General features: G+C 41.9%; 26 protein-coding genes and 1 riboswitch. Of the genes, 2 read left to right on the top strand and 24 right to left on the bottom strand.

Annotation, left to right across the window (positions count from 1 at the left end; all coding sequences use genetic code 11):
* Positions 1-2: 2 nt before the first annotated feature.
* A complete protein-coding gene (gene recQ / locus NKF87_RS02440) occupies positions 3-1,877 on the bottom strand; it encodes a DNA helicase RecQ (RefSeq protein WP_117597933.1) in 1,875 nt (624 codons plus the stop codon).
* Positions 1,878-2,106: 229 nt separating this feature from the next.
* Here recQ and NKF87_RS02435 point away from each other — a divergent pair, with 229 nt between their 5' ends.
* Positions 2,107-2,343 (top strand): hypothetical protein, encoded by a 237-nt coding sequence (locus tag NKF87_RS02435; RefSeq protein WP_117597932.1) that lies wholly within the window; start codon positions 2,107-2,109, stop codon positions 2,341-2,343.
* A gap of 83 nt (positions 2,344-2,426) precedes the next feature.
* Positions 2,427-3,995 carry a hydroxylamine reductase gene (hcp, locus tag NKF87_RS02430; protein WP_334294263.1) on the top strand — a complete coding sequence of 523 codons (1,569 nt, stop codon included), beginning with the start codon at positions 2,427-2,429 and terminating at the stop codon, positions 3,993-3,995.
* On the opposite strand, the gene NKF87_RS02425 is transcribed toward hcp, so the two are convergent.
* The 23 genes from NKF87_RS02425 to ttdA all read right to left on the bottom strand — a co-directional run bounded on the left by NKF87_RS02425 (position 3,992) and on the right by ttdA (position 25,943).
* A complete protein-coding gene (locus NKF87_RS02425; protein ID WP_117597930.1) occupies positions 3,992-4,282 on the bottom strand; it encodes a hypothetical protein in 291 nt (96 codons plus the stop codon). The genes hcp and NKF87_RS02425 overlap by 4 nt on opposite strands.
* 124 nt (positions 4,283-4,406) lie before the next feature.
* Positions 4,407-5,039, bottom strand: coding sequence for an endonuclease III domain-containing protein (locus tag NKF87_RS02420; protein WP_055283031.1), 633 nt, complete (start codon positions 5,037-5,039; stop codon positions 4,407-4,409).
* A gap of 5 nt (positions 5,040-5,044) precedes the next feature.
* Positions 5,045-5,599 carry a prolyl-tRNA synthetase associated domain-containing protein gene (locus NKF87_RS02415; RefSeq protein WP_117597929.1) on the bottom strand — a complete coding sequence of 185 codons (555 nt, stop codon included), beginning with the start codon at positions 5,597-5,599 and terminating at the stop codon, positions 5,045-5,047.
* A 141-nt stretch (positions 5,600-5,740) separates the two neighbouring features.
* Positions 5,741-6,751 carry an alpha/beta hydrolase gene (locus tag NKF87_RS02410; RefSeq protein WP_117597928.1) on the bottom strand — a complete coding sequence of 337 codons (1,011 nt, stop codon included), beginning with the start codon at positions 6,749-6,751 and terminating at the stop codon, positions 5,741-5,743.
* Between the two features lie 452 nt (positions 6,752-7,203).
* Positions 7,204-8,118: a quinolinate synthase NadA gene (nadA, locus tag NKF87_RS02405; RefSeq protein WP_117597927.1), complete on the bottom strand. Its 915-nt coding sequence runs from the start codon at positions 8,116-8,118 to the stop codon at positions 7,204-7,206.
* A 15-nt stretch (positions 8,119-8,133) separates the two neighbouring features.
* A complete protein-coding gene (locus tag NKF87_RS02400) occupies positions 8,134-8,385 on the bottom strand; it encodes a hypothetical protein (RefSeq protein WP_181978356.1) in 252 nt (83 codons plus the stop codon).
* A 25-nt stretch (positions 8,386-8,410) separates the two neighbouring features.
* Complete coding sequence (locus NKF87_RS02395) at positions 8,411-9,586, bottom strand: MalY/PatB family protein (protein WP_117597926.1); 1,176 nt, start codon at positions 9,584-9,586, stop codon at positions 8,411-8,413.
* Positions 9,587-9,598: 12 nt separating this feature from the next.
* Positions 9,599-10,744 carry a trans-sulfuration enzyme family protein gene (locus tag NKF87_RS02390; RefSeq protein ID WP_117597925.1) on the bottom strand — a complete coding sequence of 382 codons (1,146 nt, stop codon included), beginning with the start codon at positions 10,742-10,744 and terminating at the stop codon, positions 9,599-9,601.
* A gap of 3 nt (positions 10,745-10,747) precedes the next feature.
* Positions 10,748-11,902, bottom strand: coding sequence for an ATP-binding protein (locus NKF87_RS02385; RefSeq protein ID WP_117597924.1), 1,155 nt, complete (start codon positions 11,900-11,902; stop codon positions 10,748-10,750).
* 395 nt (positions 11,903-12,297) lie between these two features.
* On the bottom strand, positions 12,298-12,744 hold the full coding sequence (locus tag NKF87_RS02380; RefSeq protein WP_055283016.1) for an RrF2 family transcriptional regulator: 447 nt from the start codon (positions 12,742-12,744) through the stop codon (positions 12,298-12,300).
* Between the two features lie 28 nt (positions 12,745-12,772).
* Positions 12,773-14,083 (bottom strand): O-acetylhomoserine aminocarboxypropyltransferase/cysteine synthase family protein, encoded by a 1,311-nt coding sequence (locus NKF87_RS02375; RefSeq protein ID WP_022415468.1) that lies wholly within the window; start codon positions 14,081-14,083, stop codon positions 12,773-12,775.
* A gap of 78 nt (positions 14,084-14,161) precedes the next feature.
* On the bottom strand, positions 14,162-15,094 hold the full coding sequence (gene cysK, locus NKF87_RS02370; protein WP_006428369.1) for a cysteine synthase A: 933 nt from the start codon (positions 15,092-15,094) through the stop codon (positions 14,162-14,164).
* A 304-nt stretch (positions 15,095-15,398) separates the two neighbouring features.
* Positions 15,399-15,782: a DUF6483 family protein gene (locus tag NKF87_RS02365; RefSeq protein ID WP_147332469.1), complete on the bottom strand. Its 384-nt coding sequence runs from the start codon at positions 15,780-15,782 to the stop codon at positions 15,399-15,401.
* 319 nt (positions 15,783-16,101) lie between these two features.
* Positions 16,102-16,797 (bottom strand): ABC transporter ATP-binding protein, encoded by a 696-nt coding sequence (locus NKF87_RS02360; RefSeq protein WP_055282997.1) that lies wholly within the window; start codon positions 16,795-16,797, stop codon positions 16,102-16,104.
* Positions 16,787-18,949 (bottom strand): ABC transporter permease, encoded by a 2,163-nt coding sequence (locus tag NKF87_RS02355; protein ID WP_117597922.1) that lies wholly within the window; start codon positions 18,947-18,949, stop codon positions 16,787-16,789. The genes NKF87_RS02360 and NKF87_RS02355 overlap by 11 nt, the downstream gene beginning before the upstream one ends.
* A gap of 94 nt (positions 18,950-19,043) precedes the next feature.
* The gene (gene pdxT, locus NKF87_RS02350; RefSeq protein ID WP_117597921.1) at positions 19,044-19,619 is read right to left on the bottom strand and encodes a pyridoxal 5'-phosphate synthase glutaminase subunit PdxT; all 576 of its coding nucleotides are present in this window, start codon (positions 19,617-19,619) and stop codon (positions 19,044-19,046) included.
* Between the two features lies 1 nt (position 19,620).
* On the bottom strand, positions 19,621-20,496 hold the full coding sequence (gene pdxS / locus NKF87_RS02345) for a pyridoxal 5'-phosphate synthase lyase subunit PdxS (protein WP_028086810.1): 876 nt from the start codon (positions 20,494-20,496) through the stop codon (positions 19,621-19,623).
* A gap of 174 nt (positions 20,497-20,670) precedes the next feature.
* Positions 20,671-21,105 carry an RrF2 family transcriptional regulator gene (locus NKF87_RS02340; RefSeq protein WP_117597920.1) on the bottom strand — a complete coding sequence of 145 codons (435 nt, stop codon included), beginning with the start codon at positions 21,103-21,105 and terminating at the stop codon, positions 20,671-20,673.
* A gap of 149 nt (positions 21,106-21,254) precedes the next feature.
* Positions 21,255-21,548: a hypothetical protein gene (locus NKF87_RS02335; protein WP_242998884.1), complete on the bottom strand. Its 294-nt coding sequence runs from the start codon at positions 21,546-21,548 to the stop codon at positions 21,255-21,257.
* Between the two features lie 68 nt (positions 21,549-21,616).
* Positions 21,617-22,798 (bottom strand): cation:proton antiporter, encoded by a 1,182-nt coding sequence (locus NKF87_RS02330; protein WP_117597919.1) that lies wholly within the window; start codon positions 22,796-22,798, stop codon positions 21,617-21,619.
* 97 nt (positions 22,799-22,895) lie between these two features.
* Positions 22,896-22,971: riboswitch (Fluoride riboswitch) on the bottom strand.
* Between the two features lie 43 nt (positions 22,972-23,014).
* Positions 23,015-24,208 (bottom strand): flagellin lysine-N-methylase, encoded by a 1,194-nt coding sequence (gene fliB, locus NKF87_RS02325; protein WP_253583915.1) that lies wholly within the window; start codon positions 24,206-24,208, stop codon positions 23,015-23,017.
* Between the two features lie 209 nt (positions 24,209-24,417).
* Positions 24,418-25,044, bottom strand: a complete 627-nt coding sequence (gene ttdB, locus NKF87_RS02320) for a L(+)-tartrate dehydratase subunit beta (protein ID WP_055282987.1) — start codon at positions 25,042-25,044, stop codon at positions 24,418-24,420.
* Entirely contained in the window at positions 25,044-25,943 is a 900-nt protein-coding gene (ttdA, locus tag NKF87_RS02315) for a L(+)-tartrate dehydratase subunit alpha (protein WP_022416354.1), read from the bottom strand. The genes ttdB and ttdA overlap by 1 nt, the downstream gene beginning before the upstream one ends.
* Positions 25,944-26,040: the final 97 nt, after the last annotated feature.

Genomic DNA, 26,040 nt, shown 5'->3' with positions numbered 1-26,040 from the left:
TATTATCCCTTTCTGAGAATTTCTAAGAATCTATCTCCATACTTTTCCAGTTTATGCTCTCCGACACCCGATACTTCCAACATCTCATCCCGTGTCGCCGGACGCATTACACACATACCGGCAAGCGTCTTATCTGCAAATACCATATACGGCGGTACCTTTTCTTCCGATGCGATCTCACGTCTGAGTTCCCGCAGACTTTCGAATAATTCTGCATCTTTTTCTGAAAGTTCCGCTGCCACTGCGCCTTTTTTGCGTCTGTTCTTTTTCTCTTTTGATTCAGATTTCTTTTCTGTCTCTTCTTTCGGAAGCTTCATGATCAGCGGTTCTTCCGTTTTCATAAATGCTTTCCCTTCCGGTGTCAGACAGATCACCGGATATTGTTCGCCCTTTTCTTCCACATATTCGCGGAACTGTAATTCCCTTAATATCTGTCGTAATCTCGGAACCGTCCGCTCACTTAACACTGCATATTCCGGATTCTTATCCAGATTCTTGCCCAGGATCTTCTGACTCTTTCCGCCGTGCACGATGTCGATCACCGTCGCTGCCCCGTAATTCCAGTCCAATGCATCCAGACACCGCAGGATTGTATTCGCCTCCAATGTGATATCTACCTCTTCAAACTGTGTCTGGCAGTTCAGACAGTTTCCGCAATAAGAACTGCTCTTTTCTCCAAAGTAATTCAAGATATATTGTCTTAAGCATTCTGATGTAAAACAGTAAAATGTCATCTGTTTCAGACGGTCCAGATCCCGTTCTTTTACGATTTTGCGCGTCTCTTCATCCAACTCACTGTTCTCTTCTCCATTTTCAATAAACAGACGGTTCGTCCTTACATCCCTCGGCTCATAATAAAGAATACATTCTGACGGCTCCCCGTCTCTTCCTGCACGTCCGGCCTCCTGATAATAGCTTTCCATATTTTTCGGCATATTATAATGAATGACAAAGCGTACATCCGGCTTGTCGATTCCCATTCCGAATGCATTTGTCGCCACCATGATCTGCCGCTTTCCGTATATAAAATTCTCCTGATTTTCCTTCCGTTCCTCATCCGATAGTCCGGCATGATATCTGGTCACGGAAAATCCTTCATTTCTCAGATCAAAGCTTACCTGTTCCACGCTCTTTCTCGTCAGGCAATATATAATTCCGCTGTCACCGGATGTATCGTATCCTTTTTCCTTCAGATAACTGACCAGTTCCTTATACTTATCCACAGGCTTCTTAACTGCAAAGAAAAGATTTCCACGATCGAACCCGGTTGTTTCCACATATGGATTCTGAAGCCTTAAGATATCAAGGATGTCTTCTCTTACTTCTGCCGTCGCTGTCGCCGTATATGCACCGACCACCGGGCGGTATGACAGACGGTCCAGAAAATCCAGGATCTTGAGATAGCCCGGACGGAAATCCTGTCCCCACTGCGATACGCAGTGCGCCTCATCTACCGCTACAAAAGATATCTGCACCTGCTCAGAGAGTGCAAAATCCAGAAAGCTCTCGGTTTCCAACCGTTCCGGTGCCACGTATATGATCTTGTATCTCCCCTGTTTTGCAAGCTGCAGTGCTTTGTAATACTGTCCGGAAGTCAGAGAACTATTTAAGAAAGCTGCATGAACACCCATCTGGTTCAGCGTTCCAACCTGATCTTTCATGAGTGAGATCAGCGGCGAGATTACGATCGTAATTCCTTTCATCATAAGTGCCGGCACCTGATAACATACCGACTTTCCCGCTCCGGTCGGCATGATTCCAAGCACATCCCTGCCTTCCAGTACCGCTTCTATCACAGGGATCTGTCCCTCCCGGAAATGATCATAGCCGTAGTATTGTTTCAGTATCTTTTCTGCTTCTTTGATTGCCTTACTCATTCTGCCCCGACTCCTTACATTCTGTCTTTTTTTGTCCATTTCTTTTCTACTCATTACTTTTTTGATCCGCAGACTTTCCCACACCCACTATGTTTTACTATCTTATCACATTTGTCTCTATCTTTCATCCTATCTTTACAATCCCCTCTTTCATGGAGAAATCCTTTTGACTTTCCGATTCTTTTTCAGTATAATTGTTTCAGTTTTTGAAATAAAGGAGGACAAACACATGGATTTCCGTCAGATCACCATGATGCAGAAGATAAAATCAGGTATGGATCGTTTTCGTGCCAACCACCCAAAATTTCCGATGTTTTTACGCGCAGTATCACAGGATGCGTTGGTGGAAGGAACGATCATTGAGATCAATGTGACCACACCGGAAGGAAAAAAATATTGTACCAATGTCAAGTTGAAAGCCGATGACATGGAACTTTTTGATTCTTTTAAATCTATGCAGGGATAGTTTCCCTGCATATTTTTTATTCAGTGGGAACATACTAATTCTGTCATAAATATATAACAAGGAAGGTATTTATTATGGAAGAAATGTTTTGTTTCCAATGTCAGCAGACCGCCCATAATTCCGGATGCGAGGGTCGTGCCGGTGTCTGTGGGAAGAAAAGTGACACCGCTAATTATCAGGATGAGCTTACTGGTGCACTGATCGGTCTGTCACGTGCCGTGCGTAAAAAGCTTGCCCTGAATCCGGATGCTTCTTTCGAACATGCGGATGAACTTATCTTAAAAGGGTTATTCACCACCATTACCAATGTTAATTTTTTCAATGATACGATCATCGAACTTATTCATGAAGTAAATGTTGAAAAGGACCGGATCTATCCGGATATCATGAATTATGATGTCCGCCATATCTGGGAAGATCAGGAAGATATCCGGTCTTTAAAGTCTCTGATCCTTTTCGGACTGCGTGGCATGGCTGCTTACGCTTATCATGCTTATGCGTTGGATTATGTAGACAGAAATATCCTTGATTTCTTCTATGAAGGGCTCGAAGCCATTGCTTCGGAAAAGAGCAGTGACGAATTACTTGCACTCGTATTAAAAACGGGCGAGATCAATTTTCGCTGCATGGAGCTTCTGGATCATGCAAACTCCGGCACTTATGGCAATCCGGTACCGACAGAAGTTCCACTGACCATCGAAAAGGGACCTTTCATCGTTGTCAGCGGACATGATCTTCATGATATGGAACTGTTATTAAAGCAGACGGAAGGAAAAGGAATCAATATCTACACCCACAGTGAGATGCTTCCGGCACATGGATATCCGGAATTAAAGAAATATTCTCATTTAAAAGGAAACTTTGGAACTGCCTGGCAAAGTCAGCAGTCGGAATTTCACAACATTCCGGCACCTATTTTATTTACTACCAACTGTCTGATGCCGGTCCGTCAGAGTTACTGCGACCGGGTATTTACCACCTCCATCGTGTCATATCCGGATCTGGTGCATATCGGAGAGGACAAAGATTTCACTCCGGTTATTGAGAAAGCTCTGGAATGCAAGGGATATCCGGAAGATCATCCGATGACCGGAATCAACGGCGGGTCTACAGTCACAACCGGATTCGCCCACAATGCTGTTCTTTCTAATGCCGGGCATATCGTGGAACTTATAAAGGCCGGCAAGATCCGCCATATCTTTCTGGTCGGCGGATGCGACGGTGCCGCTCCAGGACGCAGCTATTATACGGATTTCGCCAAAGCTGCACCTATGGACACCTTGATTCTGACTCTTGCGTGCGGAAAATACCGGTTGAATGACCTGGATCTTGGTTCCATCGACGGTATTCCAAGGATCTTGGACATGGGGCAATGTAATGATGCTTATAGCGCTATTAAAGTTGCTCTTGCACTTGCGGAAGTCTTTGACTGCACCGTAAATGACCTCCCGCTCACCCTGGTTCTTTCCTGGTATGAACAGAAGGCCATATGTATTCTGCTTACGTTATTATCTCTCGGTGTGAAAAATATTCTGCTTGGTCCGACACTTCCTGCATTCGTCTCTGAAAATGTATGGAAGATACTGGTGGAGAATTATAATATTCAGAAGATAAGTACTGTGGAAGAGGATATGAAGAAAATCCTTGGTTAATGATCTTCAAGATTTGCGAAAAACAATTCATAGAAATCATCTTCAGCCTCGATCATCGGCGAGTTCTCCCCTCCGCCATTGGTGCTTCTTTTCATTGCGGCATGGAATTCTTCTCCTGCCGCAATTAATTCCATTTCGTATAATTCGTAACCAAGATTCCGGCAGGTCTTGCAGAAGGCAGATAGCGGGTCTGATTCTGTTCTGGTTGCGAGGAGCTGTTGTTTTAACTTTTCGTCTTTTAATGCTTTGTTTTGTAATTCGTCTAATATACTTACTACGTCTGCCATAATCCTCAATCCTTTCCTGCTAAAAAAGAGAGTAACACATTTCCTATGCTACTCCCTCGTCTCTAAGACTATTATATGAATTTCATTTTACTTGCGCAAGCTTTATTTTCATAAATGCATTTACTTAAATATGTTTCCCACAGATATCTGCCAGACAACATTTCTCACAATGCGGCTTCGTCCTCGCTGTACAGACGTCTCTTCCGTGATATACCAGCCTGTGGCAGAAATCACTGCCTTCTTCCGGCGGGATGATCTTCCAAAGTTCCATCTCTACTTTCTTCGGTTCCTTGATTCCATCTACCAGACCGATCCGATTACAGAGTCTGATGCAATGCGTATCCGTAACAATCGCCGGTTTGCCAAACACATCCCCCATGATCAGGTTCGCACTCTTTCTTCCGACTCCCGGAAGTTTCAACAATTTATTAAAATCATCCGGAACTTTTCCACCATATTCATCACGGAGTATACGCATACAGGCACTGATATCTCTCGCCTTACTCTTTCCAAGTCCACATGGTCTTACGATTTCTTCAATCTCTTCCGGTGTTGCTTCTGCCAATGCGTTGACATCCGGGTACTTTGCATATAAGCCTTCTACTACTACATTGACTCTCGCATCCGTGCACTGTGCTGCCAGACGTACACTGACCAGCAGTTTCCACGCATCGTCATAATCCAGCGTACAGTCCGCATCCGGGTATTCTTTTTTCAGGCGGTCGATGACCACCAGTGCCAGTTCTTGTTTATCCATTTTTATTACTCCTGTTCATTTCCATCCGAAAGCTTCACCATAATATAATCATGATGGATTTCTTTCAGAAATTTATCAAATACATCCGCTGTCTTCATCTTGATACTGGAAGTATTCACACATGGATGACATCCGAATTCTTCCTGTTCCAGAAGTTCCTCATCCACCAGAAGCTGCACTTTATTCTCCTGATCAAAGATCAGTCCCATGACAGTAGCTGAGCCCGGCGTTACATTCAGATATGTTTCCATGTCTTCTCCCGATGCAAAGGATAATCTCGTGGTCGGGATCTGCTGTGACAGTTCTTTTGTCTTGAACGCTTTGTTTCCTGGCATCAAAAGCAGATAATATGACGTTTTCTTCCGGTTACATAAGAACAGATTCTTACAGATCTCCATTCCCAGCGCTTTATCAATCTCTTCACAGGCTTCCATTGTCATGACCGCTTCGTGATCCGCTCTGATGTAGGGGATATGCAGACTGTCCAGTATATCGTAAACTTTTATTTCTTTTTCTTTTCGTCCGGATGTGTCTTCCGGGCGTCCATTGTATAACTCCATTTTATCTCTTATCCTATATCAATTTTCTTGTTCCTTCTTTTCTCACTATTATACAATTATCAATTTAGTACTACAAGTAATTTCCAGTTTATAGATTCGATTGCCACACTGTTTTGAAATGCCTGTACCCTTTATTCTCCTCTATTCCACTTTCAGATATTTCTCCATCCACACTTCTGCAAGCTGCGTCCAGCTCTGTACTTCTTTCAGCGTTTTGCGGATTCCCTCTTTCTGCTTTTCCGTCCATCTTGCCGGCTTTTTACGTCCGATACCGAACTTCACCAGAAGTTCCTCTCCTTTTTCCTTTGGAAATGGAGTCTCGCCGGCCTCGATTGCCTCTGCAAGCATCTGCACCTGTTCCTGTGTATATCTTTTTCCTTCTTCCTGTCCTATATTCTGCTCTAACCACTCTTCGGTTGCCACAGATAGTCCATGGATTCCTTCTGAAAATACATGCTGTGCAAATGGTACACCAGCCTGTGCACAAGCTTGTGCAAAGAGATAACTGTTCTCCACCGGAACTGTCTGATCTGTTACGGTCTGCCACAGGAAACATGGCGGTGTATCTTTTGTCACATGATTTTCCAGCGACATATAGTCCAGTTCCTGCTCTGACGGCTCTTTTCCAAACAGTGCAACAAATGAATCTCTGTGTGCATATTTCCCTGAAGTGATGACCGGATAAGACAGAATCACCACATCTGGGCGGTTGGATATGTTCTGGTATGCTTCTTCCGGATCTTCCACATCTTTATTATGTACACAAAGGCTTCCACACAGATGTGCTCCTGCTGAGAATCCGCAGACTGCGATTCTGTCTGGTCTGATATGGAATTCCTCTGCACGTGAACGAATCATGCGGATTGCTCTTGAGATATCGTGTAACGGCTGCATCTTCAGCGGTGCTTCATCTAACTGATTAATCGTATATTCCAGAACGAATACATTGTACCCTGCACCATAGAATTCCATTGCCGGCAGATGCGCTTCCGATGGGGATACTTCCCGGTATGCGCCGCCCGGTGCGATGATCATTGCCGGATGCTTCTTTTCATCCTCATGAATATAGCTGAACATCACCGGTATAAAGCCATGTGCTGCCGGATAATGATACTCTTCTTTTTTCCAGATTTCGATTCTTTCATTTATCATAATTTTTATCTTCTCCTTTATTCCTTAACAATTACTTATTTCTACCGTTCTTTCCCCATTATACTTCTCTACGTCTTCAAAAACAAATAAGGATATTTCCGCATTTGTGCAAATATAATCGTTTCCACCCGTTTTCGTATCTCATCTGAATAGCCTTCTGCGTTTTCAAGCAATTCTGTCACGTCTTTTTTTGTAAAACGGAACTTTAATTTGTAAACAAAAAACAATTAAAATAATTGTTTTTCACCTTTTCAAACAATCATTTTAATTGTTTTATTGATTTTAATAACTCATCTACAGAATCTGCCACTAACAACTTCTCTTATATACTTTGATATACTAACAAAGACTTCGCATCCTACATCAGATACGAAGTCTTTCTCTTAATTATTTTCTTTTTTTACTAGAGCCACCCGGGACACTAAAAAAGCCACTTTACCTGTCCCCCTGGCTTACTGCGCTGCCAATTTCAGCATCTTTTCAAGTGGAAGTGCCGCTTTCTGGCGCATCTCCTCATCCAGATTCACCTCCGGCTGCATGGTCTCAAGTGCTTCCTTCACACCTTCCAGACGCACCATCTTCATATTCGGGCAGAACTGTCTGTGCCCTACAGAATAGAATTTCTTCTCCGGATTTTTCTGATGCAATTCATAGAATACTCCCATCTCTGTACAGATGATAAATGTGTTATTTTCTGATTTTGTAGCATAATCGATAATCTGCGAAGTACTTCCGATAAAATCAGATAATTCCAGAATATCTCCTGTACATTCCGGATGAGTCAGTACGAGTGCTTCCGGATGTGCTTCTTTGGCTTTCTGAAGTTCTTCTTTGTGAATACTCTTATGTACATGGCAGAATCCATCATTGAAAATAAAGTGCTTCTCTGGAAGCTGGCTTGCCACGAAACGACCAAGGTTCTCATCCGGGATAAAGAAGATATCTTTATTCGGAAGGTTCTTTACGATTTTCAGCGCATTGGACGATGTTACACAGACATCAGACTCTGCTTTGATCTCTGCAGTCGAGTTCACATAACAGACTACAGATACATCCGGGCACTCTTTTCTCACTTCTCTGATCTTATCCACGTCTACCATGTGTGCCATCGGACAGTCTGCATGACCGTCTGCCATTACGACTCTCTTCTTTGGATTCAGGATCTTCGCACTTTCTCCCATGAAAGAGACTCCACAGAAAACAATCGTGCTCTCCGGAACTTTGGTTGCAATCTCTGCAAGATAATAAGAGTCTCCTACATAGTCTGCAATCTCCTGCACTTCCCCATCTACATAATAATGTGCCAGGATTACAGCATCTTTTTCCTTTTTCAGTTTTTGGATTTCATTTTTGATTTCTTCGTTCATTTCCGACTTTCACCTCTAAATAAAGTATTCAATGGTCTCTTCTTCCGTAAGTCTTGTCTTTTCATTAAATAAAATGACAACTTCCCGCCCATCGTACGGTCCAAGGGAATACATGTTAAGTGCCGTCTTATTAAAATACTTCCACGGTACGATTCGGTTACAACATGTAGGCTGGTCCAACACTCTGATGATATCTTTCTGTTCATACTCCTGGTCGCAGTAATAAGGATCAAACATCCGCACATTTTTACCATCTATTCCGGTCAAATTCCCTTCTTTAACGTATTCTCACTTACCTATCATGCACCGATTCAGCCAGTTGTGTCAATGCCTGTTTTAAAATTTCTCGTGGGCATGCAATATTTATACGCTCAAATCCCTCTCCGTCCGGTCCAAACATTGCTCCGCTGTCAAGCCAGAGTTTTGCTTTGTTCTCCACCAGATCTTTTAACTGCTCTTCTTTCATGCCGAGACTCTTAAAATCCAACCATAAAAGATAAGTCCCTTCCGGCTCTGTCAGTTTAATCTCCGGAAGATTCTCTTTTAAAAATGTACGGACATAATCCAGATTTCCCTCCAGATAAATTTTCAATTCTTTTAACCACTCTTCACCGGTCTCATAAGCTGCCTGACATGCAACCAGTCCCATCAGATTCACCTGGCTGTAACCGGCTGCTGTCACTTCCGCCCGGAATCTCGCACGAAGTTCTGGATTCGAAATCCATATATTGGAAATCTGAAGTCCGGCAATGTTAAATGTCTTACTTGGTGCGGTACACGTTGTAGTGATTGCAGCGTATTTTTCATCTAAGGATGCAAATACATGATGTATATTCTCTCCATATGTAAAATCACTGTGGATCTCATCACTGACTACCAGCACGTTATGTTTCAGACAAATGTCTCCTATCTTACGAAGTTCCCACTCCTTCCACACACGTCCGATCGGATTGTGCGGACTGCACATCAGAAATAATTTTACATTTTCTTCGACAATCTTCTGCTCGAATTCTTCGAAATTAATCTCGTAATGTCCGTCTATCTGCTGAAGCGGACTATTGATCAGCCTCCTGTGGTTGTCTGTGATCACTTCGCTGAACGGATAGTAAACCGGCTGCTGCAGAAGAACTGCATCACCTTCTTTTGTATAAGCCTTCACTGCCATCGCAAGTGCGAATACCACGCCCGGTGTCTTGATCAGCCATTCTTTTTCTACTTTCCATCCGAAATGCTTCTCATACCATCCGGCTGCTGCCTGGAAATAATCCTCTTTTCCTTCGCTGTATCCGTAGATTCCGTGTGCGACTGCGTCACTTAAGCTTTTCTGGATTCCAGGTGCTGTCGGGAAATCCATATCTGCCACCCAGAGCGGAAGCATATCATCACTTCTCCCTCTTTCTTTTGCGAAATCATATTTCAGGCATTTTGTTCCATGTCTGTCCACTACTTTATCAAAATCGAACTTCATCTGTGCATCCTCCTACGCAAGTGCCTGCTCAAGATCTGCGATTAGATCATCTGCATTTTCAATTCCAACTGACAATCTTAAGAAATCTTCTGTGATTCCAAGTTTCTCTCTTACTTCTACCGGCAGATCTCCATGTGTCTGAAGCATCGGGTAAGTGATCAGTGACTCTACGCCTCCGAGACTTTCTGCATAAGCGATCAGTTTTACACTTTCCAGGAGTTTCCTTGCTGTTGCTTCACTGTCTACTTTGAAAGAAATCATACTTCCGAATCCGCTTGCCTGTGATGCATTTACTCCATACCCCGGATGCTCTTTCAAGCCTACATAATAGACCTGTTTTACTTTTTCATGTCCTTTTAACCAGTTCGCAATCTTCATCGCATTATCCTGCTGTGCTCTTAATCTTACAGACAATGTCTTAATTCCACGCAAGATCAGATAGCTGTCAAATGGTGCAAGACAGCTTCCGACTGTCTTATATATATAACGAATCTTCTTCGCTGTCTCTTCATCCGCCAAACACAGGAATCCTGCCAGCGTGTCATTATGTCCACCAAGAAATTTTGTCCCGCTGTGGATGACCATATCTGCCCCCAGTTCAATCGGTCTTTGAAATAATGGTGAAAGAAATGTATTATCAACAATAATCTTCAGATCATGTTTATCTGCGATTTCTTTCATCTTTCTGAGATCTGTGACACGCATGGTCGGGTTACTTGGTGTCTCGATATAAAGTGCTTTTGTATTCTCCCGGATACCTGCTTCTACAAGATCTGCATCTGCAGTATCTACATAAGAGAACTCCAGTCCCCTCTTCCCGCCGACAGATTCAAACATTCTGACAGAACCGCCATACAGATCATCTGTACAAAGGATATGATCCCCGCGGTCAAATAACTCCAAACAAAGACCTACCGCAGCCATACCGTTTGCGCATGCTACAGTATCTACCGCACCTTCCAGTGCCGACATCGTATGCTCAAGCTCTGTTCTTGTCGGGTTGCTCTCTCTCGTATAGTCATATCCGGTAGACTGTCCAATACCAGGATGGGCAAATGTCGCTGCCTGGTAGATCGGTACTGCTACTGAACCGTAAGAATGTGTCTTTTCATCTGTTCCGTTTCCATGTATACATCGTGTCTCAAATCCGTAATTCATTATTTATTTACCTCTTTCATTGTAATCATCAAGGAAATTATATTCCATGTCGTCTTTGTGGTATCCGATAATGGTTCTTAAGTTGACATTATGAACACTTCGGAAAATGTTCTTTTCTATGGTATCTCCCTGTTTTCTGAATTCCTTGATCAGCTCCTTCATCTCGTCACGTTTGGAACCTCTTCCGCCGCCACAGGATACACAGTTCTCTGTGAATCTGCATGCGCACTGAATGAAGTTGAGCTGATTGTAATCCCTCCATGCTATAATGTCATCTTCCTTGATCAGATACATTGGTCTGATCAGCTCCATACCCTCGAAATTCTGGCTATGGAGCTTCGGCATCATCGTCTCCACCTTTCCACCGTAGAACATCCCCATAAGGATCGTCTCAATCACATCGTCGAAATGATGTCCGAGCGCAATCTTATTACATCCCAGTTCTTTTGCGTGAGAGTATAGATAGCCTCTTCTCATTCTAGCGCAAAGGTAACATGGATTCTTGTCAATATCTGCTACCGTATCAAATATCTGTGTCTCAAATACCGTAAGCGGAATTCCAAGTACTTTGGCGTTATCCTGAATGATCTTCCAGTTATCTTCATTGTATCCCGGATTCATTACCAGAAATACTAATTCAAAATTCGCTTTGCCATGTTTTAACAGTTCCTGAAAAAGTTTTGCCATCAGCATGGAATCTTTTCCGCCGGAAATACAGACTGCAATCTTATCTCCGTCCTGGATCAGATCGTATTCTCTGATTCCTTTCGTGAACTTTCTCCAGATTCCCTTGCGGAATTTCTTGATGATACTGCGTTCAATCTCTTTCTGCTTCTCTCCGGTAGTATTTTCATCCTGTACGAACTCACTTAGTTTCTTTCTTAAAAAGGAACGATATCCGCCTTCAATATTCGCCGCATCATATCCGGCTGCTTCCAGTTCATAAACAGCATCGACACTCCATTCACCGGTATGGCATAATACATACACCGGCTTTTCTTTCGGAAGTTCTTCCATACGTTCTTCTACTTCTGCAAGCGGGATGCTGACCGCTCCCGGTACAGAGCCTCTGATATATGCATCTGCAGGACGGACGTCCAGCACTGTGATTGTATCCTGATCTAATTGTAATAACTCTTCTATCGTGATTGTCTTCATATCTTTTAACCTCTCTTTGTGAGTTGCTGTTCATGCAGCATCTTTTCCTATTAACCAGATAGGTTTTGTTATTTATCTGGTATTATATGACGTTTTTTCCTGTCTGTCAAGGAACTGAAATGTGTTTTAAAAACATTTATCTTTCAAATATACGCTAGAAAAGTTTACCACAAAAAAGAATACTGTACCAGTGGTTTCCCGCTAATACAGTATGTTTTGTTGTTTTCTCCGGACGTTCACTCCGCGCCCATTCGTAAAACCGCACCTTCGGTGCTTTCCGCTGCTTCTCAGCTACTTTTTACTCATAAGCGGGCGCTCCCTCCAAGCGTTAGAAAGACCTGCAATCCTTGTGCAAGCACAAATTGCAAGTCTTTCAACGCTTGTGTGAACTGATATTATATATAATACATATCCTGTCCATAATCAATGTATTCCTGATACTCTTTCTCCAGATCATGCAAGGTTACTGACCGGAGGATCTCTGTCACGCTGTCATTTACCCTGTCGATCACCAGTTTCTGGATTGCTTTGACACTCCCGGTATATTTTCCTTCTTTCGGAAGTTCCTCATCTTCGATGCGGTAGTCACCTTCCAAAGCTTCTATAATAGAAGAAACGGTAATCTCCTGTGGCGGACGGCTTAAGAAATAGCCGCCCTGGGAGCCTTTTATACTCTTTACAATTCCTGCTTTTCTAAGACTTGCAAATACCTGTTCCAGATACTGTGGAGATATCTTGTTCCGCTCTGCAATGCTGTTGAGCGCCACCTGTTCAGTTTTTGAATTGATGGCCAGATCGATCAACGCTCTCAGACCATATCTGCTTTTCATTGAAAGTTTCATATATATCTCCACACTCCTTCATTATTTCTTATTCTACGGCTTTGAATGCCTCATCCAGATCCTGGATAATATCATCAATATGCTCTGTTCCGATTGACAGACGGATTGTATTAGGCTTAATTCCCTGATCCAGTAATTCTTCTTCTGTGCACTGGCTGTGTGTTGTTGTTGCCGGATGGATAACCAGAGATTTTACATCTGCAACGTTAGCAAGCAGTGAGAAGAGTTCCAGATTATCGATGAAATCTTTTGCTTTCTGCGCGTCACCTTTGATCTCAAATGTGAAGATAGATCCTCCGCCATTTGGGAAATATTTCTTATATAATGCCTGCTGCTCCGGATCATCAGATACAGCCGGATGGTTAACCTTCTCTACCAGTGGATGGTTGTTCAGGTAATCTACTACTTTCAGTGCATTCTCAACATGACGCTCTACACGTAATGATAATGTCTCGAGTCCCTGTAAGAAGATAAATGAATGGATCGGAGAAATGGTTGCTCCTGTATCTCTTAAAAGGATCGCACGGATCTTTGTAACAAATGCTGCAGGTCCTACTGCTTTTGTAAAGCTGATTCCATGGTAGCTCGGGTTTGGCTCTGTAAGAGAAGCGAATTTTCCTGATGCTTCCCAGTCGAATTTACCACTGTCAACGATGACGCCGCCGATTGTTGTTCCGTGTCCACCGATGAATTTTGTTGCTGAATGGATAACAATGTCTGCACCGTACTCGATCGGTCTTACAAGGTAAGGTGTTGCAAATGTATTATCTACAACGAGCGGAATCTTATGCGCATGCGCGATATTTGCAATCTTCTCAATATCTACAACATCTGAGTTTGGATTTCCAAGTGTCTCGATATAGAGTGCTTTCGTGTTGTCCTGGATTGCTGCTTCTACTGCATCATAATCGAAGATGTCAACGAATGTGGTTGTAATTCCGTACTGTGGAAGTGTGTGCTCTAACAGGTTAAATGATCCACCGTAAATATTCTTAGCTGCTACGATATGATCTCCGTTCTGTGCGAGATTCTCGATCGTATATGTTACTGCTGCTGCTCCGGATGCTACTGCCAGTGCTGCAACTCCGCCCTCCAGTGCTGCAATACGTTTTTCGAAAATGTCTTCTGTAGGGTTTGTAAGACGTCCGTAAATGTTACCTGCATCTGCCAGTCCGAAACGTGCTGCTGCATGATCACTGTTGCGGAATACATAAGAAGATGTCTGATAGATCGGCACTGCTCTTGCGTCTGTAACCGGATCCGGACTTTCCTGTCCTACGTGTAACTGTAATGTTTCAAATTTTAACTCTCTATTCTCTCTTGTGATTTTTTCGCTCATTGGGTTGATCTCCTTTTTCTTTATAATTTTATCGTTATTTGTTGATACTGTCCGTTCTGTTTCGGATTCTATATCTTTTTATTCTGTAAATAATGGTGTTGAATAATATCTGTCACCTGAATCCGGAAGTAATGCTACGATCGTCTTACCTTTGTTCTCCGGACGTTTTGCAAGTGCGATAGCTCCTGCAAGTGCAGCTCCTGATGAAATACCTACCAGAACTCCTTCTTTCTTAGCAAGAAGTTTTGCTGTCTCAAATGCTTCGTCTGCTTCTGCTTTGTAGATTTCGTCATAGATCTTGGTATCTAATGTATCCGGAACGAATCCGGCTCCGATTCCCTGAATCTTATGCGGGCCTGCTTTTCCTTCTGAAAGTACCGGTGAAGAAGCCGGCTCCAATGCTACGATCTGAACTTCCGGTTTCTGCTCTTTTAAGTAAGCACCGATTCCGGAAAGTGTTCCGCCTGTTCCGACACCTGCGATCACGATATCGACTGCTCCGTCTGTGTCGTTCCAGATCTCAGGACCTGTTGTCTTCTTATGTGCTGCTGGGTTAGCAGGATTTACAAATTGTCCCGGAACGAAGCTGTTTGGAATCTCTTTTGCAAGCTCATCTGCTTTTGCGATGGCTCCCTTCATTCCTTTTGCTCCTTCGGTAAGTACGATCTCTGCACCGTAAGCTTTCAGGATGTTTCTTCTTTCCACACTCATCGTCTCCGGCATCGTAAGAATGATTCTGTATCCTTTTGCTGCTGCAATAGATGCAAGACCGATTCCTGTATTACCGGATGTTGGTTCGATAATCACAGAACCTTCTTTTAAGATTCCTTTTTCTTCCGCATCTTCGATCATTGCTTTTGCAATTCTGTCTTTGACGCTTCCTGCCGGGTTGAGGTACTCAAGCTTTACAAGAAGTGTTGCTTCCAGACCAAGTTCTTTTTCTATGTTTACTACTTCCACCAGTGGTGTATTTCCGATCAGTCCTAATGTTCCTTTATAAATCTTTGACATTTTGCTTCCTACCTTTCCTACTTTTTTGGTATGTTTTCTTGATGAATTTACTATACTACCTTAATTCCTATTTGTCAACTATGTTTAGTATGTTTTTTATATTTTTATTTTACATGCGCGCAAGCGCAACAACATCGCATTCGTCCCCACATTCGCTTTTCTTTTGTCATTATCCTGCACGCTCCCTTCCGTTCTTTAAACTAAATAAAACCAATCCTTATATTTCCTATTATTTTGATAGGTTTTATGGATTGGTTTTATTATATTACCGCTATGTCATATTTGTCAAGTATGTTTTATAGTTTTATCTGTATATCAAATCAATAACATTTAATATTCCATAATGCTCCGCAACCATCTTCAGCCCTTTTTTAATTTTTTCATGGCTATAATTCCCGGACAATAATTCATCTTCCGTCAATTCATTTAGATATCCATAAAATACAAGCGCTTTTTCTAAAGCTCCTTCTTTATTCGCATCTACAAGTGTTAGTATTTCCTCTTCCAGCTTCTTAATATTGTTTATACCACTTTGTCCGTTCGCAGCTTCTAACATTTTTTTATTTTCACCTTTAATTGCTCCATCTGAAATATCTACAGGTGTACCTATATCCTTGTTTAATAATAATTTCACCATTGTTCTGATAACTTCATTATTTATTCTTATTATATAATCCTGCTCATACATATATTTCACTCCTCCGATTATTAAATCATTCCAAAACTGGATGTTCCGAAATTTTAATACTAGTGTATCTCCGAAAAATACTTTCTCTAAAATATTATACATCCCGGTATCTTCCCGTGTACACTTTTATATCACAAAAAGCTGTCTGGTTAGTTTTCCGATGAAATTGCATTACAGCTTTCTAATATTGCTGATCCTGACCGACCAAACGAAAATGTAACTTTGGATGTCAGGCTGGTAGAACGGAATTCTGTCTCTACACAATAACGAAATGATTAATAACTTTTTTATAATATGAACCATATAATAGAAATCGGTATTATCTGTCTTCTGTGATCTTACCGTCTTCTATATAAAGGATTCTTTCCGAATATTCCGCCACACTGATATCATGTGTAACCATGATGATCGTCTTGTGCATTTTAGAATGGATCGTGCTGAATACATCCATTACAATCTCTGTTGACCGGGAATCGAGGTTTCCGGTCGGCTCATCTGCAAAAATCACATCCGGCTGATTTACCAGTGCTCTGCAGATAGCCGTTCTCTGTTTCTCTCCTCCGGATAATTCATATGGATATTTTCCCAGAAGATTTTGGATTTGAAAAGAAACCGCCAGTTTTTCCGCTTCTTCTTTACATACTTTATCATCTTTATGATCAAGGATCATCGGAAGCATAATATTTTCAAACACAGACAATGAATCCAGCAGATAATAATCCTGATATACGAATCCCATGTCCTGACGTCTGATCCTCGCAAGACGGTCTCCTCTTAGTTCTTCGCTGTCGACTCCTTTAAAATACAATTTTCCTGATGTCGGACGGTCGATCAGTCCAAGTAACTTTAACAATGTCGTCTTACCGGATCCGGATTTTCCCATGATAGAGATAAATTCCTGTTCTCTGATTTCCAGATTGATGTCTTTTAGTACTTCAATTTCTGTCTCCCGCCGATCCGAAATCACATATTTCCGGGACATATTTTCCGTTCTTAATAATACATTATCTTTCATCTCTCATCCCTGCCTTTCTGGAAAACACCTGATATACTGCCACAACATACAGCATTCTTAAGAGAAGTACACCAGCTATTAACACCCCTTCCATTCGTATACACGTTTCTGCTATGGTCTCTGGAAACATCCTTGCTCTCAAAACAGCTCTAAGGAATAATACCATTGCTGCAAGCATGATACATGTCGGGGAAACATAATAGAAACAAATCTCTTTCCGATAAACCTTTCTTCTTTCTTTTCCACTCATCCCCAGATTTTTAAGAAATCTTTCTCGTAAAATAATTTCCTTTAATTCCATCTGACACATCGTATAGAAAATGATCATATCTACAATTATGACCATAATCATCAGATAACTGTTGATTAGAATTTTTACGGCCCTTTCTGATATGATATCTGCTTTTGCACTCTCCGAATCATAATGAAATCTTACGGTAGAATCATAGTTTCCTATATATTGGTGTGCCTCTTCTTTCTTTTCCAGCAACTGGTCTATCCGTTCCAGCATCTTATTTCTATTATTTATTCCTGATTTTACAGCTATCAACACCAGTTTTGTCGGTCCTTGGATTATCGTTGCTTCTCCGTAATAGCTCTTTGCATCTTCGACTGGAATTCCCCAGATTGCATCTGTTTTTTTCCATTCTTTTTCTGCCTTTTCAAAGTATTTATCCGAAAATACAACGATGTTCTCACTTTTTTCTGTACTATAGCATCCGGTCAGACTCCCTATTTCTTCTCCGGTTACCACTCTTTCTATATAAGTATTTTTCTTGTTTCCCCAGTCATACTCTGCGGCTGGTACACCTATGTGAAGATTTGGCCGGGATTTTCCATAAAACCAGTCCATCGGCTGTGCTTTTACGGAACGATCCTGCTGGTGTACCAAATAAACCTTTTTTCCTTCTGCGTCCAGATCCATCTTTTGGGCTTTATCCTCTTTATGGATTGCTTTTTTTAACCTGTGATATGTCGTCTCTGAAATTCCAATCTCCTGTCCCTGAATCCGTTGTTCCGCTCCCCTTTCGCCACGTTCTATTTTATCTGCCGTTGCAACACGCACCATCGGATATTCCTCAATATGAATATCTGACTTATATGTTTCTTTCAAATTCTTTAAAAGCTTTTCATCCTTATCATCTGCAATACACATAAAGTCATATGGATATAATGATGAGACCGGCTCTGCGGTAGCCGTACTGACTACCTGGAATCCAAAATAAAAACAGACCAGAAAATTCAGTATAAAGAACAAGACTCCATATCTTACAACCGTTTTAGACCGGTAATACAATTTATTGCGTTGCAGCAGATGACGGTAGTAGTTTCTTTCCTGCTTGTTCCGTATATAACTTAATATCAATGCCATACCACTTCGCAATATCAGATATGTTCCGGCAAAGAACAGACCAAGCAAATATACACTTTCATGATTATAAATTTTTCCATATTGTACTACGGCATAACTACAGCAACAGATTCCTATTACCAGTTTTCCACCCGTAAACTTTCCGGTCAGCTTTTCTTTTCTTACACTTTCCTGTGTACTGGTTATGATTCTAAAATCTGCTTCCAGTTCTTTCATAAGCAGAAAACTCAGTCCGTAAATTCCAAAAGAAAACAGACAGATCACCGGAAACGTAAGCTTTGAATAACTGCCGGCCTTCCCTTCTATACCGACCATATCTGTAATAAATTTCCGGAATATCAAGAACATCCCTTTTCCCACAAAGAAACCAATGAACGTTGCGGCCACATAGCAAATACCTGCTTCTGTCCAGATCATCTTCCTGGTATCTGACATTGATATTCCCATTCTTTTTAATAACATATACTGTGGAATACGTTTTCCAAGATAAGAAACCATTACCGTAATGATCAGAACGATAGCACAAAATAATAACAACATTCCCGCATAGACAAATTGACGGCTGATTCCGTCCTCCTGTAGAAACAATACCTCACTGGAATGCTTCGCCGAAAGGATCTGATAGCACATACTTCCGGAATATGCAATTGCAACTATCAGCATCTCACAGATAATTAACAATATTGTTTCTTTTCTGTTATACAGCATGTTTTTCCAGATGACTGTCTGGAATAAATTATTTTGTTTCTTTTCCGCCCGTAGATCTTTTATTCTCTGCATATTCCAATCCCCCTTGTTATTTTCTTAATGGGATTGTAAGCCTTCAAGTTACTTGAATGTCAATAGAATATACAGAGAACCCCGGAACAGACAATCACTGTGTCTTACTTTCTTTTATCATTTGCACAAAATATTCATGTACACTTGTGTCATCATTCAGCTCTGGATGAAATGCTGTCGCAAGCTGATTTTCCTGTCTGGCCGCTACCACTTTTCCATCTACTACGGCCAGTGTCTCTGCATTTCCATAGACATCAGCAATATATGGCGCACGGATGAATGTCATTGGAATCTTTCCAAGTCCTTTCATCTCATCTTCTGTGTAAAAACTTCCAAGCTGCCTTCCATAAGCATTTCGCTTTGCCAGAATATTCATCGTACCAAAGCATTGGACTCCATCTTCCACCTGATCTGCCAGCAGGATCAGACCGGCACAAGTTCCAAATACCGGAAGTCCGTCTTCAATCTTCTCTTTTAATATATCGTAAATATCCAGCTCGATCAGAAGCTTTCTCATAACGGTGCTTTCCCCGCCCGGAAGGATCAGTCCGTCAAAAGAACGATCCAGATCTTCTTTTTTCCGGATTTCAAAATGTTCCACGCCCAGGCGATCCAGCATCTGTCCATGTTCTAGGAATGCTCCCTGCATTGCCAAGATTGCAATTGTCATTTTACTTTCCTCTTTCTGCCATTAATAATTCAATTTCCTGTTCGTTGATTCCTACCATTGCTTCGCCAAGATCTGTCGAAAGTTCAGCGATCAGTTTTGCATCTGTGTAGTTCGTAACTGCTTTCACAATAGAAGCCGCACGCTTTGCAGGATTACCAGATTTGAAGATTCCGGACCCTACGAATACACCTTCTGCTCCAAGCTGCATCATCAGTGCCGCATCTGCCGGTGTCGCAACTCCGCCTGCTGCAAAGTTTACGACCGGAAGCTTTCCATTTTCATGAACATATTCCACAAGATCAACCGGAACCTGTAACTGTTTTGCTGCTTCGAATAATTCATCTGCTCTTAAGTTCTGGATACGGCGGATCTCCGCATTCATGGCTCTCATATGACGTACTGCCTGTACAACATCTCCGGTTCCCGGCTCGCCTTTTGTACGGATCATGGATGCACCCTCTGCGATACGGCGGAGTGCCTCGCCGAGATCTCTTGCACCACATACAAATGGTACTTTGAACTCTTTTTTATTAATGTGGTAAATGTCATCGGCCGGTGAAAGTACTTCGCTTTCATCGATATAATCAATCTCGATTGCTTCCAGGATCTGCGCTTCTACAAAATGTCCGATTCTGCATTTTGCCATAACCGGAATGGATACCGCTTCCTGAATGCCGCGGATCATCTTCGGATCGCTCATGCGGGATACGCCGCCTGCTGCACGGATATCTGCCGGGATTCTTTCCAGTGCCATGACTGCACATGCACCTGCTTCTTCTGCGATCTTTGCCTGCTCCGGAGTTGTTACATCCATGATAACTCCGCCTTTTAACATCTGTGCCAGCTGCTTATTTAATTCATATCTGTTCTCTTTCATAATTCCTGTACCTTTCCTATCTGTTTTCTGTGAATTTTCTTTGAGTCCTATCATACGCTCATCTGGTATTTTTAAAACAGCCAGTTTTTATGTTTTTGCACATGCCAGTTTCGCATAAAAAATACAGCAGACTTTTGCCTGCTGTACATTTTCTTGTTTTTTATTCATTTACATTTACAGATCCAGCTTGCTGCACTTCTCTTCATGATTATTTACCAAATCTGCAAGTGTCACACTATCCACATACTGGTCGATTACTTTTTTAAGTCCTTCCCAGAACTCAAGTGTGGAACACTGATCCTGTCTCTCGCAGCGATTCGGCACGTCATCCAGACACGCAATCGGCGCAAGGCTTCCTTCCGTTGTACGGATAATATCTCCGGCTGTATATTCTTCCGGCTCTTTCGCCAGCATATAACCACCGTTATTGCCACGATAACTTCTTACATATCCGGCCTTTGTCAGCATCGGCATAATCTGTTCCATATATTTTAATGTAATTCCCTGTCTTGCCGATATGTCTTTCAGACGAATATATTCCCCATTTGCATTCTCTGCCAGATCAATCATAATTCTCAGTGCATATCTGCCCTTTGTTGATATCTTCATAGTACTTCACCTTTCATCCAGGTCTCTTCTCCCGGTTCTTCTCCTACTTAATTACTATGATATCACATTTTTTGACAAATGCCAATCCTCCGAACCATTCGTCCGTTATCCTTTTTCGCCTTTTTTAATCCTGGAATGTCTTCAAAGCATCAATTGTTCTCTGAATCAGATCTTCCAGTGTCCATCCAAGCATATCCGTGACTCGCCGTTGCATGGATGATCTTCTCATCGATTCCCCGTTCTTTCATGATCTCCTGCGATTTGATACAGTGTTCTTCCGGATATTTCTCAAAATCCAGATCGTGTAAAAGTCCTACGATTCCCCAGAAATCTTCCTCATCCGCAAACCCGAGCTCTCTTGCAAAATAACGCATCGTATTCTCTACCGTCTGTGCATGCAGGAGATGAAATTCATCTTGGTTATATTCGGTTAATGATATCACAGAACTGCCATTTGTCAATCAGATATTGGATCTACTTTATTTTATACAGAGAATACATTGCAATGGAATCACTTAGTTTTTGTCAGAAATTTTTTGTAACTGCTATCAATCGCAAATGCTCCAAGCGGTGCAGTCAGTACAATTGCAAGCACTGCTACCGTCAGAACCACATCGCCACAGGCAAATCCAAGCGCCAGTGGAATTCCTCCGATTGCAGCCTGTACGGTTGCTTTCGGTGTGTATGCCATCATCGTAAATAACTTTTCTTTTCCATTCATATCCGTTCCAAGCAGACATACAAAGACCCCTGCCATTCGGAAGATCAGTGCGCCACAGATTAAAATGACTGCCTTGAGTCCTACATAAGACAAATATCCGATATTTACAGTCGCACCGACCAGTACGAATAAGAATACCTCTGCTGCCACCCACATCTTTCCACATTTTACTGCAATCCTTTTTGCAGCCACTTCCCTGTATTTCTGTAAGCCCACTCCCAGAAACATCACTGCAATTAACGCCGAGAACGTAATTGCAGTTGTCATATGATCTTCTGCCACTACCAATAAAAATGAAATACTGAGTAAGATTAATACCTTTACGGTATCCCGGATATGTACTTTCTCAAAATACCGTGCAAGAAGCCATCCGGCAAGTAATCCAATGATCATTCCCAGGATAATAGATATCGGAATATTCAGGAAACTCATAACCGATACGCTTTTTCCCTGCATAATCCCTGAAAAGGTCGTAAATAATACAATGACATATACATCATCTACCGAAGCGCCTGCAAGAATCAACTGTGGGATTCCTTTTTCCGTTCCATAGCCTTCTTCCATCAATCTTACCATACGCGGCACGACAACCGCCGGTGAAACCGCCGCAAGTACAGATCCTAATATTGCCGCCTCCAGCACAGAAAGTCCCAGTAACCTTGGTGCCAGCACTAACATTCCCAACAGCTCAAAAGTTGCCGGTACAAAGCACATCATTACCGCCGGACGCCCGATTTTTTTCAAACCGGAAATGTCAAGCCCTAATCCGGCCCTCATCAGAATAATGATCAGTGCCATCTTCCTAAGTTCCGATGAAATATTTAACAGATTTTCATCCAGAAGATTCAGCACATACGGCCCCAGAACGATACCGGTGAGAAGCATTCCCAGAAGCCCCGGCAGTTTTAATTTTTTACAGATCCAGCTCATCCCCATACCACAGAGCAGGATCAGCGCAACGCTTAGTAACATTTTATATTCCTCCTTATCTACAGAATCTGCCACTGGCAGTTTCTTTCAACCGCATAGCGATCTATAAACGCAGAAAAAGCTGAGACTTTCTGCGTCATTATTCGCAGAAGTCATCAGCTTTATAAGCGGTTCTAGTATGATCACTAAGGGAGAACTTCATTCCCTTCTAAAAGTTATAACATACCTGTATGGTATTTTGCAACTGTAGTTTCAATTTTAATACCTGTCCATCTCCTTATCACCGTCATTTTCTTTCTTAAACCAGGATAACAGATCTCTCCTCATCAGCTTTTCCATCAGGTTCAGATTCGGATCGGAATGCTCCAGTTCTCTGGAATAACGATATACGGTATCTATCACATCCTCCATCTCCAGTGTCTTCTCATTCTTCAGCCACTGTGCCAACAGAAGTTCGTGGATCAAAAGTACACTGACAACCGCCATCTGTACCTTTACATAAGCTTCCCCGTCATACACTGCACCACAGAAATAAGTGCTGATAAAGTACACCAGTAACTGCTCATACTGGATCTCATAATCTGGCATATATGTATTCAGCCATTCGTGAAATTCTCGTTTGTTCTTTGCATACTGTTCTTTGTACTTTGTACATTGTTCTTCACTGTCGCTGCAACCAATATCTCCGTAAAGTAAACTTTCTGCCTCAAGAAGATGCGGTTCCCAGTCATCCCTTAAGCGTTCCATCAGATACTGATTCCGGAACATTTTCTTAATAAATGCATAGTTCTCATCTTCTGATAATTTTGCTTCTACAAACTGTACTGCCTTCTCTGTCTGATATTTTTCAAATACATCATCAATTGAAAAGATATCTTCTCTCTTGATCCGCACCTGCAAGTCATGTGCAATTGCCAATACCAGCCCCACACGCAAATCCAGCTTCTTATCTCTGTCCTGAAGAATATCGATCATCACTTTTCTTGCATCTACCAGTTTTGAATACAGAAACGGGTCAAAATCATCATATTCTTCTTCCTTGTTACTTTCATAAGTCAGAAAACGCACCGGTTCCTTTTTACCAAGCAGAATTCTTGCTACCTCCGGACAGGATACAGACAGCGTCATCTCCCGGACATCTTCGAATTCTTCTACGTGTCTCGGATACATCTTGCAGGTCCGGCACAGGCTTTTCTCTCCGAGCGCAGTATACATATCACAGAGATTCTCATCATTTAAAAAGGCACATCGCTTATTCTTGTCCTGCTTAAATGTTCCCTCTTTCCAGTTAATGGACCGTCTTAATCTTTTTCTGAAAGATCCGGTTACTTTTTTGTATTTTTTCAGTGCCGCCTCATCTGCTACGATCTGCCAGCCGGCACAGCAGGTATCTTCACATTCTCCTGCAATACAGGAAAATTCATGATAATAATCCGGAATTGTATATAACATTGATTCTTCCTCCAGTTTTTATACAAAATCAATTCAACTTTGAGCATTATACCACATAATTTTTTCTAAAACAGCCATTTCGTTTGAACAGGTGCAAAAAGCACAAAAAAGCCCCCGGGCACTTTAGGAGGAAAAGCCCGGGGGAATCGCATAACTTACATTAGTATATAAATGGATTCTCAAGAATTTATTTTTATTATTATCTCAGTTTATTTAATAAAACTTACATGCTTACAGATCTCTTCTGTAGCAGCATCTTTCTTCTTATTGTATTCAACCTTTCTTTCTTCAAAGAGGTTGTCTCCGTTTGCATCGATAGAAACGATCAATGGTCCGAATTCTTTTACGCGGCAGTTCCAGAGTGTCTCCGGCATACCAAGATCTCTCCACTCGGCTCTTACGATCTCTTCTACTTCTGTAGCAGCTACTACAGCGTTACCTGCAGGGAATACGCAGTGGATTGCTCCGAATTCTTTACATGCACGCTCTGTATTTTCTTTCATACCACCTTTACCGATGATCACACGTACACCAGTCTCTTTTACGAATTCATACTCGAATTTTTCCATTCTCATACTTGTTGTCGGTCCTACAGATACCATTTCGAATTTGTCATTTTCCAGTGGACGGATGATCGGTCCTGCATGAAAGATTGCGTTGTTTCTTACATCTACAGGAAGTTCTCTTCCTTCTTCTACCAGACGGCGGTGTGCAACGTCACGACATGTTGTCATGCTTCCGTTCAGATATACGATGTCACCGATCTTGATATCTTTTAAGTCTTCTGCTGAAATAGGTGTTGTTAAGATTTTTTTACCGTTCTTTACTTCTACCATTATAATTCTACCCCCGTATGTGTTGTGATTGTGTAGTTCAGGTCCTTATCAAATACAATATGTCCTCTTCTGTGGCTCCAGCATCCTACGTTAACAGCTACACCGATTGTAGACGGATGACGTGCTGTGTTCTCAATATTAACGCCCATTACAGAATATTTTCCGCCCATACCCTGTGGTCCAAGGCCGATTGCATTGATTCCGTCTTCGAGAAGAGTCTCCATCTTAGCTGCTCTTTCGTTCTCATTGTGTGATCCGATCGGACGCATCAGTGCTTTCTTAGAAAGAAGTGCTGCCGTCTCAACAGATGTTGCCACACCTACGCCAACGAGAAGCGGAGGGCAGGCATTCAATCCGTATGTTGTCATAACGTCCATAACGAACTTTGTAACTCCTTCGTATCCTTCACCCGGCATCAGAACCATAGCTTTTCCAGGAAGAGTACATCCGCCCCCTGCCATGTATGTATAGATCTCACATTTGTCTGAATTTGGAACGATATCCCAGAATACAGTCGGTGTTCCTTTTCCTACGTTCTTTCCTGTGTTGTATTCATCAAATGTCTCTACACTGTTGTGACGGAGAGGTGCTTCAAATGTTGCTTTCACAACAGCGTCTTTCAGAAGTCCTTCCAGTTCGTCGATAAGTGGGAATTTTGTTCCACATTTTACCCAGAACTGTAATACACCTGTATCCTGACAGCTTGGTCTGTTCAGTTTTACAGCAAGTTCCTGGTTCTTGAACATGGTGTCATAAATTACCTTTGAAAGCGGGCTGTCTTCTTTCTCACGCAGCTCTGTTAATTTTTCAATGACATCATCCGGCAGTTTCTTTGCGATATGTGCAATAAATTTTGCCATATAATCTGTAAGTTGTGTTACCTGTTGTTCTTTAGACATTTTCATATCCTCCTTGAAATTCTATTAAAAATTTTTAGTTCCTATCTATATTCCCACAACAGTATTGTGATGAAAGACAGCGAAAACTTTTATCACA

Origin of the sequence: Dorea longicatena (genome assembly GCF_024168045.1) — a bacterium.
Taxonomy (GTDB): domain Bacteria; phylum Bacillota; class Clostridia; order Lachnospirales; family Lachnospiraceae; genus Dorea_A.
Note: the sequence above shows the minus strand (reverse complement) of the source record. Positions and strands in the feature narration are given on the sequence as shown.

Bases quoted from the DNA above. Each gene is read 5' to 3' on its own strand.
- NKF87_RS02375 (WP_022415468.1), bottom strand. From the start codon at position 14,083: ATGAGCGAAAAAATCACAAGAGAGAATAGAGAGTTAAAATTTGAAACA.
- NKF87_RS02390 (WP_117597925.1), bottom strand. From the start codon at position 10,744: ATGAATTACGGATTTGAGACACGATGTATACATGGAAACGGAACAGAT.
- NKF87_RS02360 (WP_055282997.1), bottom strand. From the start codon at position 16,797: ATGAAAGATAATGTATTATTAAGAACGGAAAATATGTCCCGGAAATAT.
- ttdB (WP_055282987.1), bottom strand. From the start codon at position 25,044: ATGGTAGAAGTAAAGAACGGTAAAAAAATCTTAACAACACCTATTTCA.
- NKF87_RS02395 (WP_117597926.1), bottom strand. From the start codon at position 9,586: ATGAAGTTCGATTTTGATAAAGTAGTGGACAGACATGGAACAAAATGC.
- pdxT (WP_117597921.1), bottom strand. From the start codon at position 19,619: ATGACAATTGCAATCTTGGCAATGCAGGGAGCATTCCTAGAACATGGA.
- NKF87_RS02380 (WP_055283016.1), bottom strand. From the start codon at position 12,744: ATGAAACTTTCAATGAAAAGCAGATATGGTCTGAGAGCGTTGATCGAT.
- fliB (WP_253583915.1), bottom strand. From the start codon at position 24,208: ATGTTATATACAATTCCGGATTATTATCATGAATTTTCCTGTATTGCA.
- NKF87_RS02355 (WP_117597922.1), bottom strand. From the start codon at position 18,949: ATGCAGAGAATAAAAGATCTACGGGCGGAAAAGAAACAAAATAATTTA.
- NKF87_RS02385 (WP_117597924.1), bottom strand. From the start codon at position 11,902: ATGAAGACAATCACGATAGAAGAGTTATTACAATTAGATCAGGATACA.
- NKF87_RS02330 (WP_117597919.1), bottom strand. From the start codon at position 22,798: ATGTTACTAAGCGTTGCGCTGATCCTGCTCTGTGGTATGGGGATGAGC.
- recQ (WP_117597933.1), bottom strand. From the start codon at position 1,877: ATGAGTAAGGCAATCAAAGAAGCAGAAAAGATACTGAAACAATACTAC.
- NKF87_RS02415 (WP_117597929.1), bottom strand. From the start codon at position 5,599: ATGGAGTTATACAATGGACGCCCGGAAGACACATCCGGACGAAAAGAA.
- NKF87_RS02340 (WP_117597920.1), bottom strand. From the start codon at position 21,105: ATGAAGATATCAACAAAGGGCAGATATGCACTGAGAATTATGATTGAT.
- hcp (WP_334294263.1), top strand. From the start codon at position 2,427: ATGTTTTGTTTCCAATGTCAGCAGACCGCCCATAATTCCGGATGCGAG.
- NKF87_RS02410 (WP_117597928.1), bottom strand. From the start codon at position 6,751: ATGATAAATGAAAGAATCGAAATCTGGAAAAAAGAAGAGTATCATTAT.
- ttdA (WP_022416354.1), bottom strand. From the start codon at position 25,943: ATGTCTAAAGAACAACAGGTAACACAACTTACAGATTATATGGCAAAA.
- cysK (WP_006428369.1), bottom strand. From the start codon at position 15,094: ATGTCAAAGATTTATAAAGGAACATTAGGACTGATCGGAAATACACCA.
- NKF87_RS02435 (WP_117597932.1), top strand. From the start codon at position 2,107: ATGGATTTCCGTCAGATCACCATGATGCAGAAGATAAAATCAGGTATG.
- NKF87_RS02425 (WP_117597930.1), bottom strand. From the start codon at position 4,282: ATGGCAGACGTAGTAAGTATATTAGACGAATTACAAAACAAAGCATTA.
- NKF87_RS02365 (WP_147332469.1), bottom strand. From the start codon at position 15,782: ATGTATGAGCAGGATTATATAATAAGAATAAATAATGAAGTTATCAGA.
- pdxS (WP_028086810.1), bottom strand. From the start codon at position 20,496: ATGAAAGAGAACAGATATGAATTAAATAAGCAGCTGGCACAGATGTTA.
- NKF87_RS02420 (WP_055283031.1), bottom strand. From the start codon at position 5,039: ATGGATAAACAAGAACTGGCACTGGTGGTCATCGACCGCCTGAAAAAA.
- nadA (WP_117597927.1), bottom strand. From the start codon at position 8,118: ATGAACGAAGAAATCAAAAATGAAATCCAAAAACTGAAAAAGGAAAAA.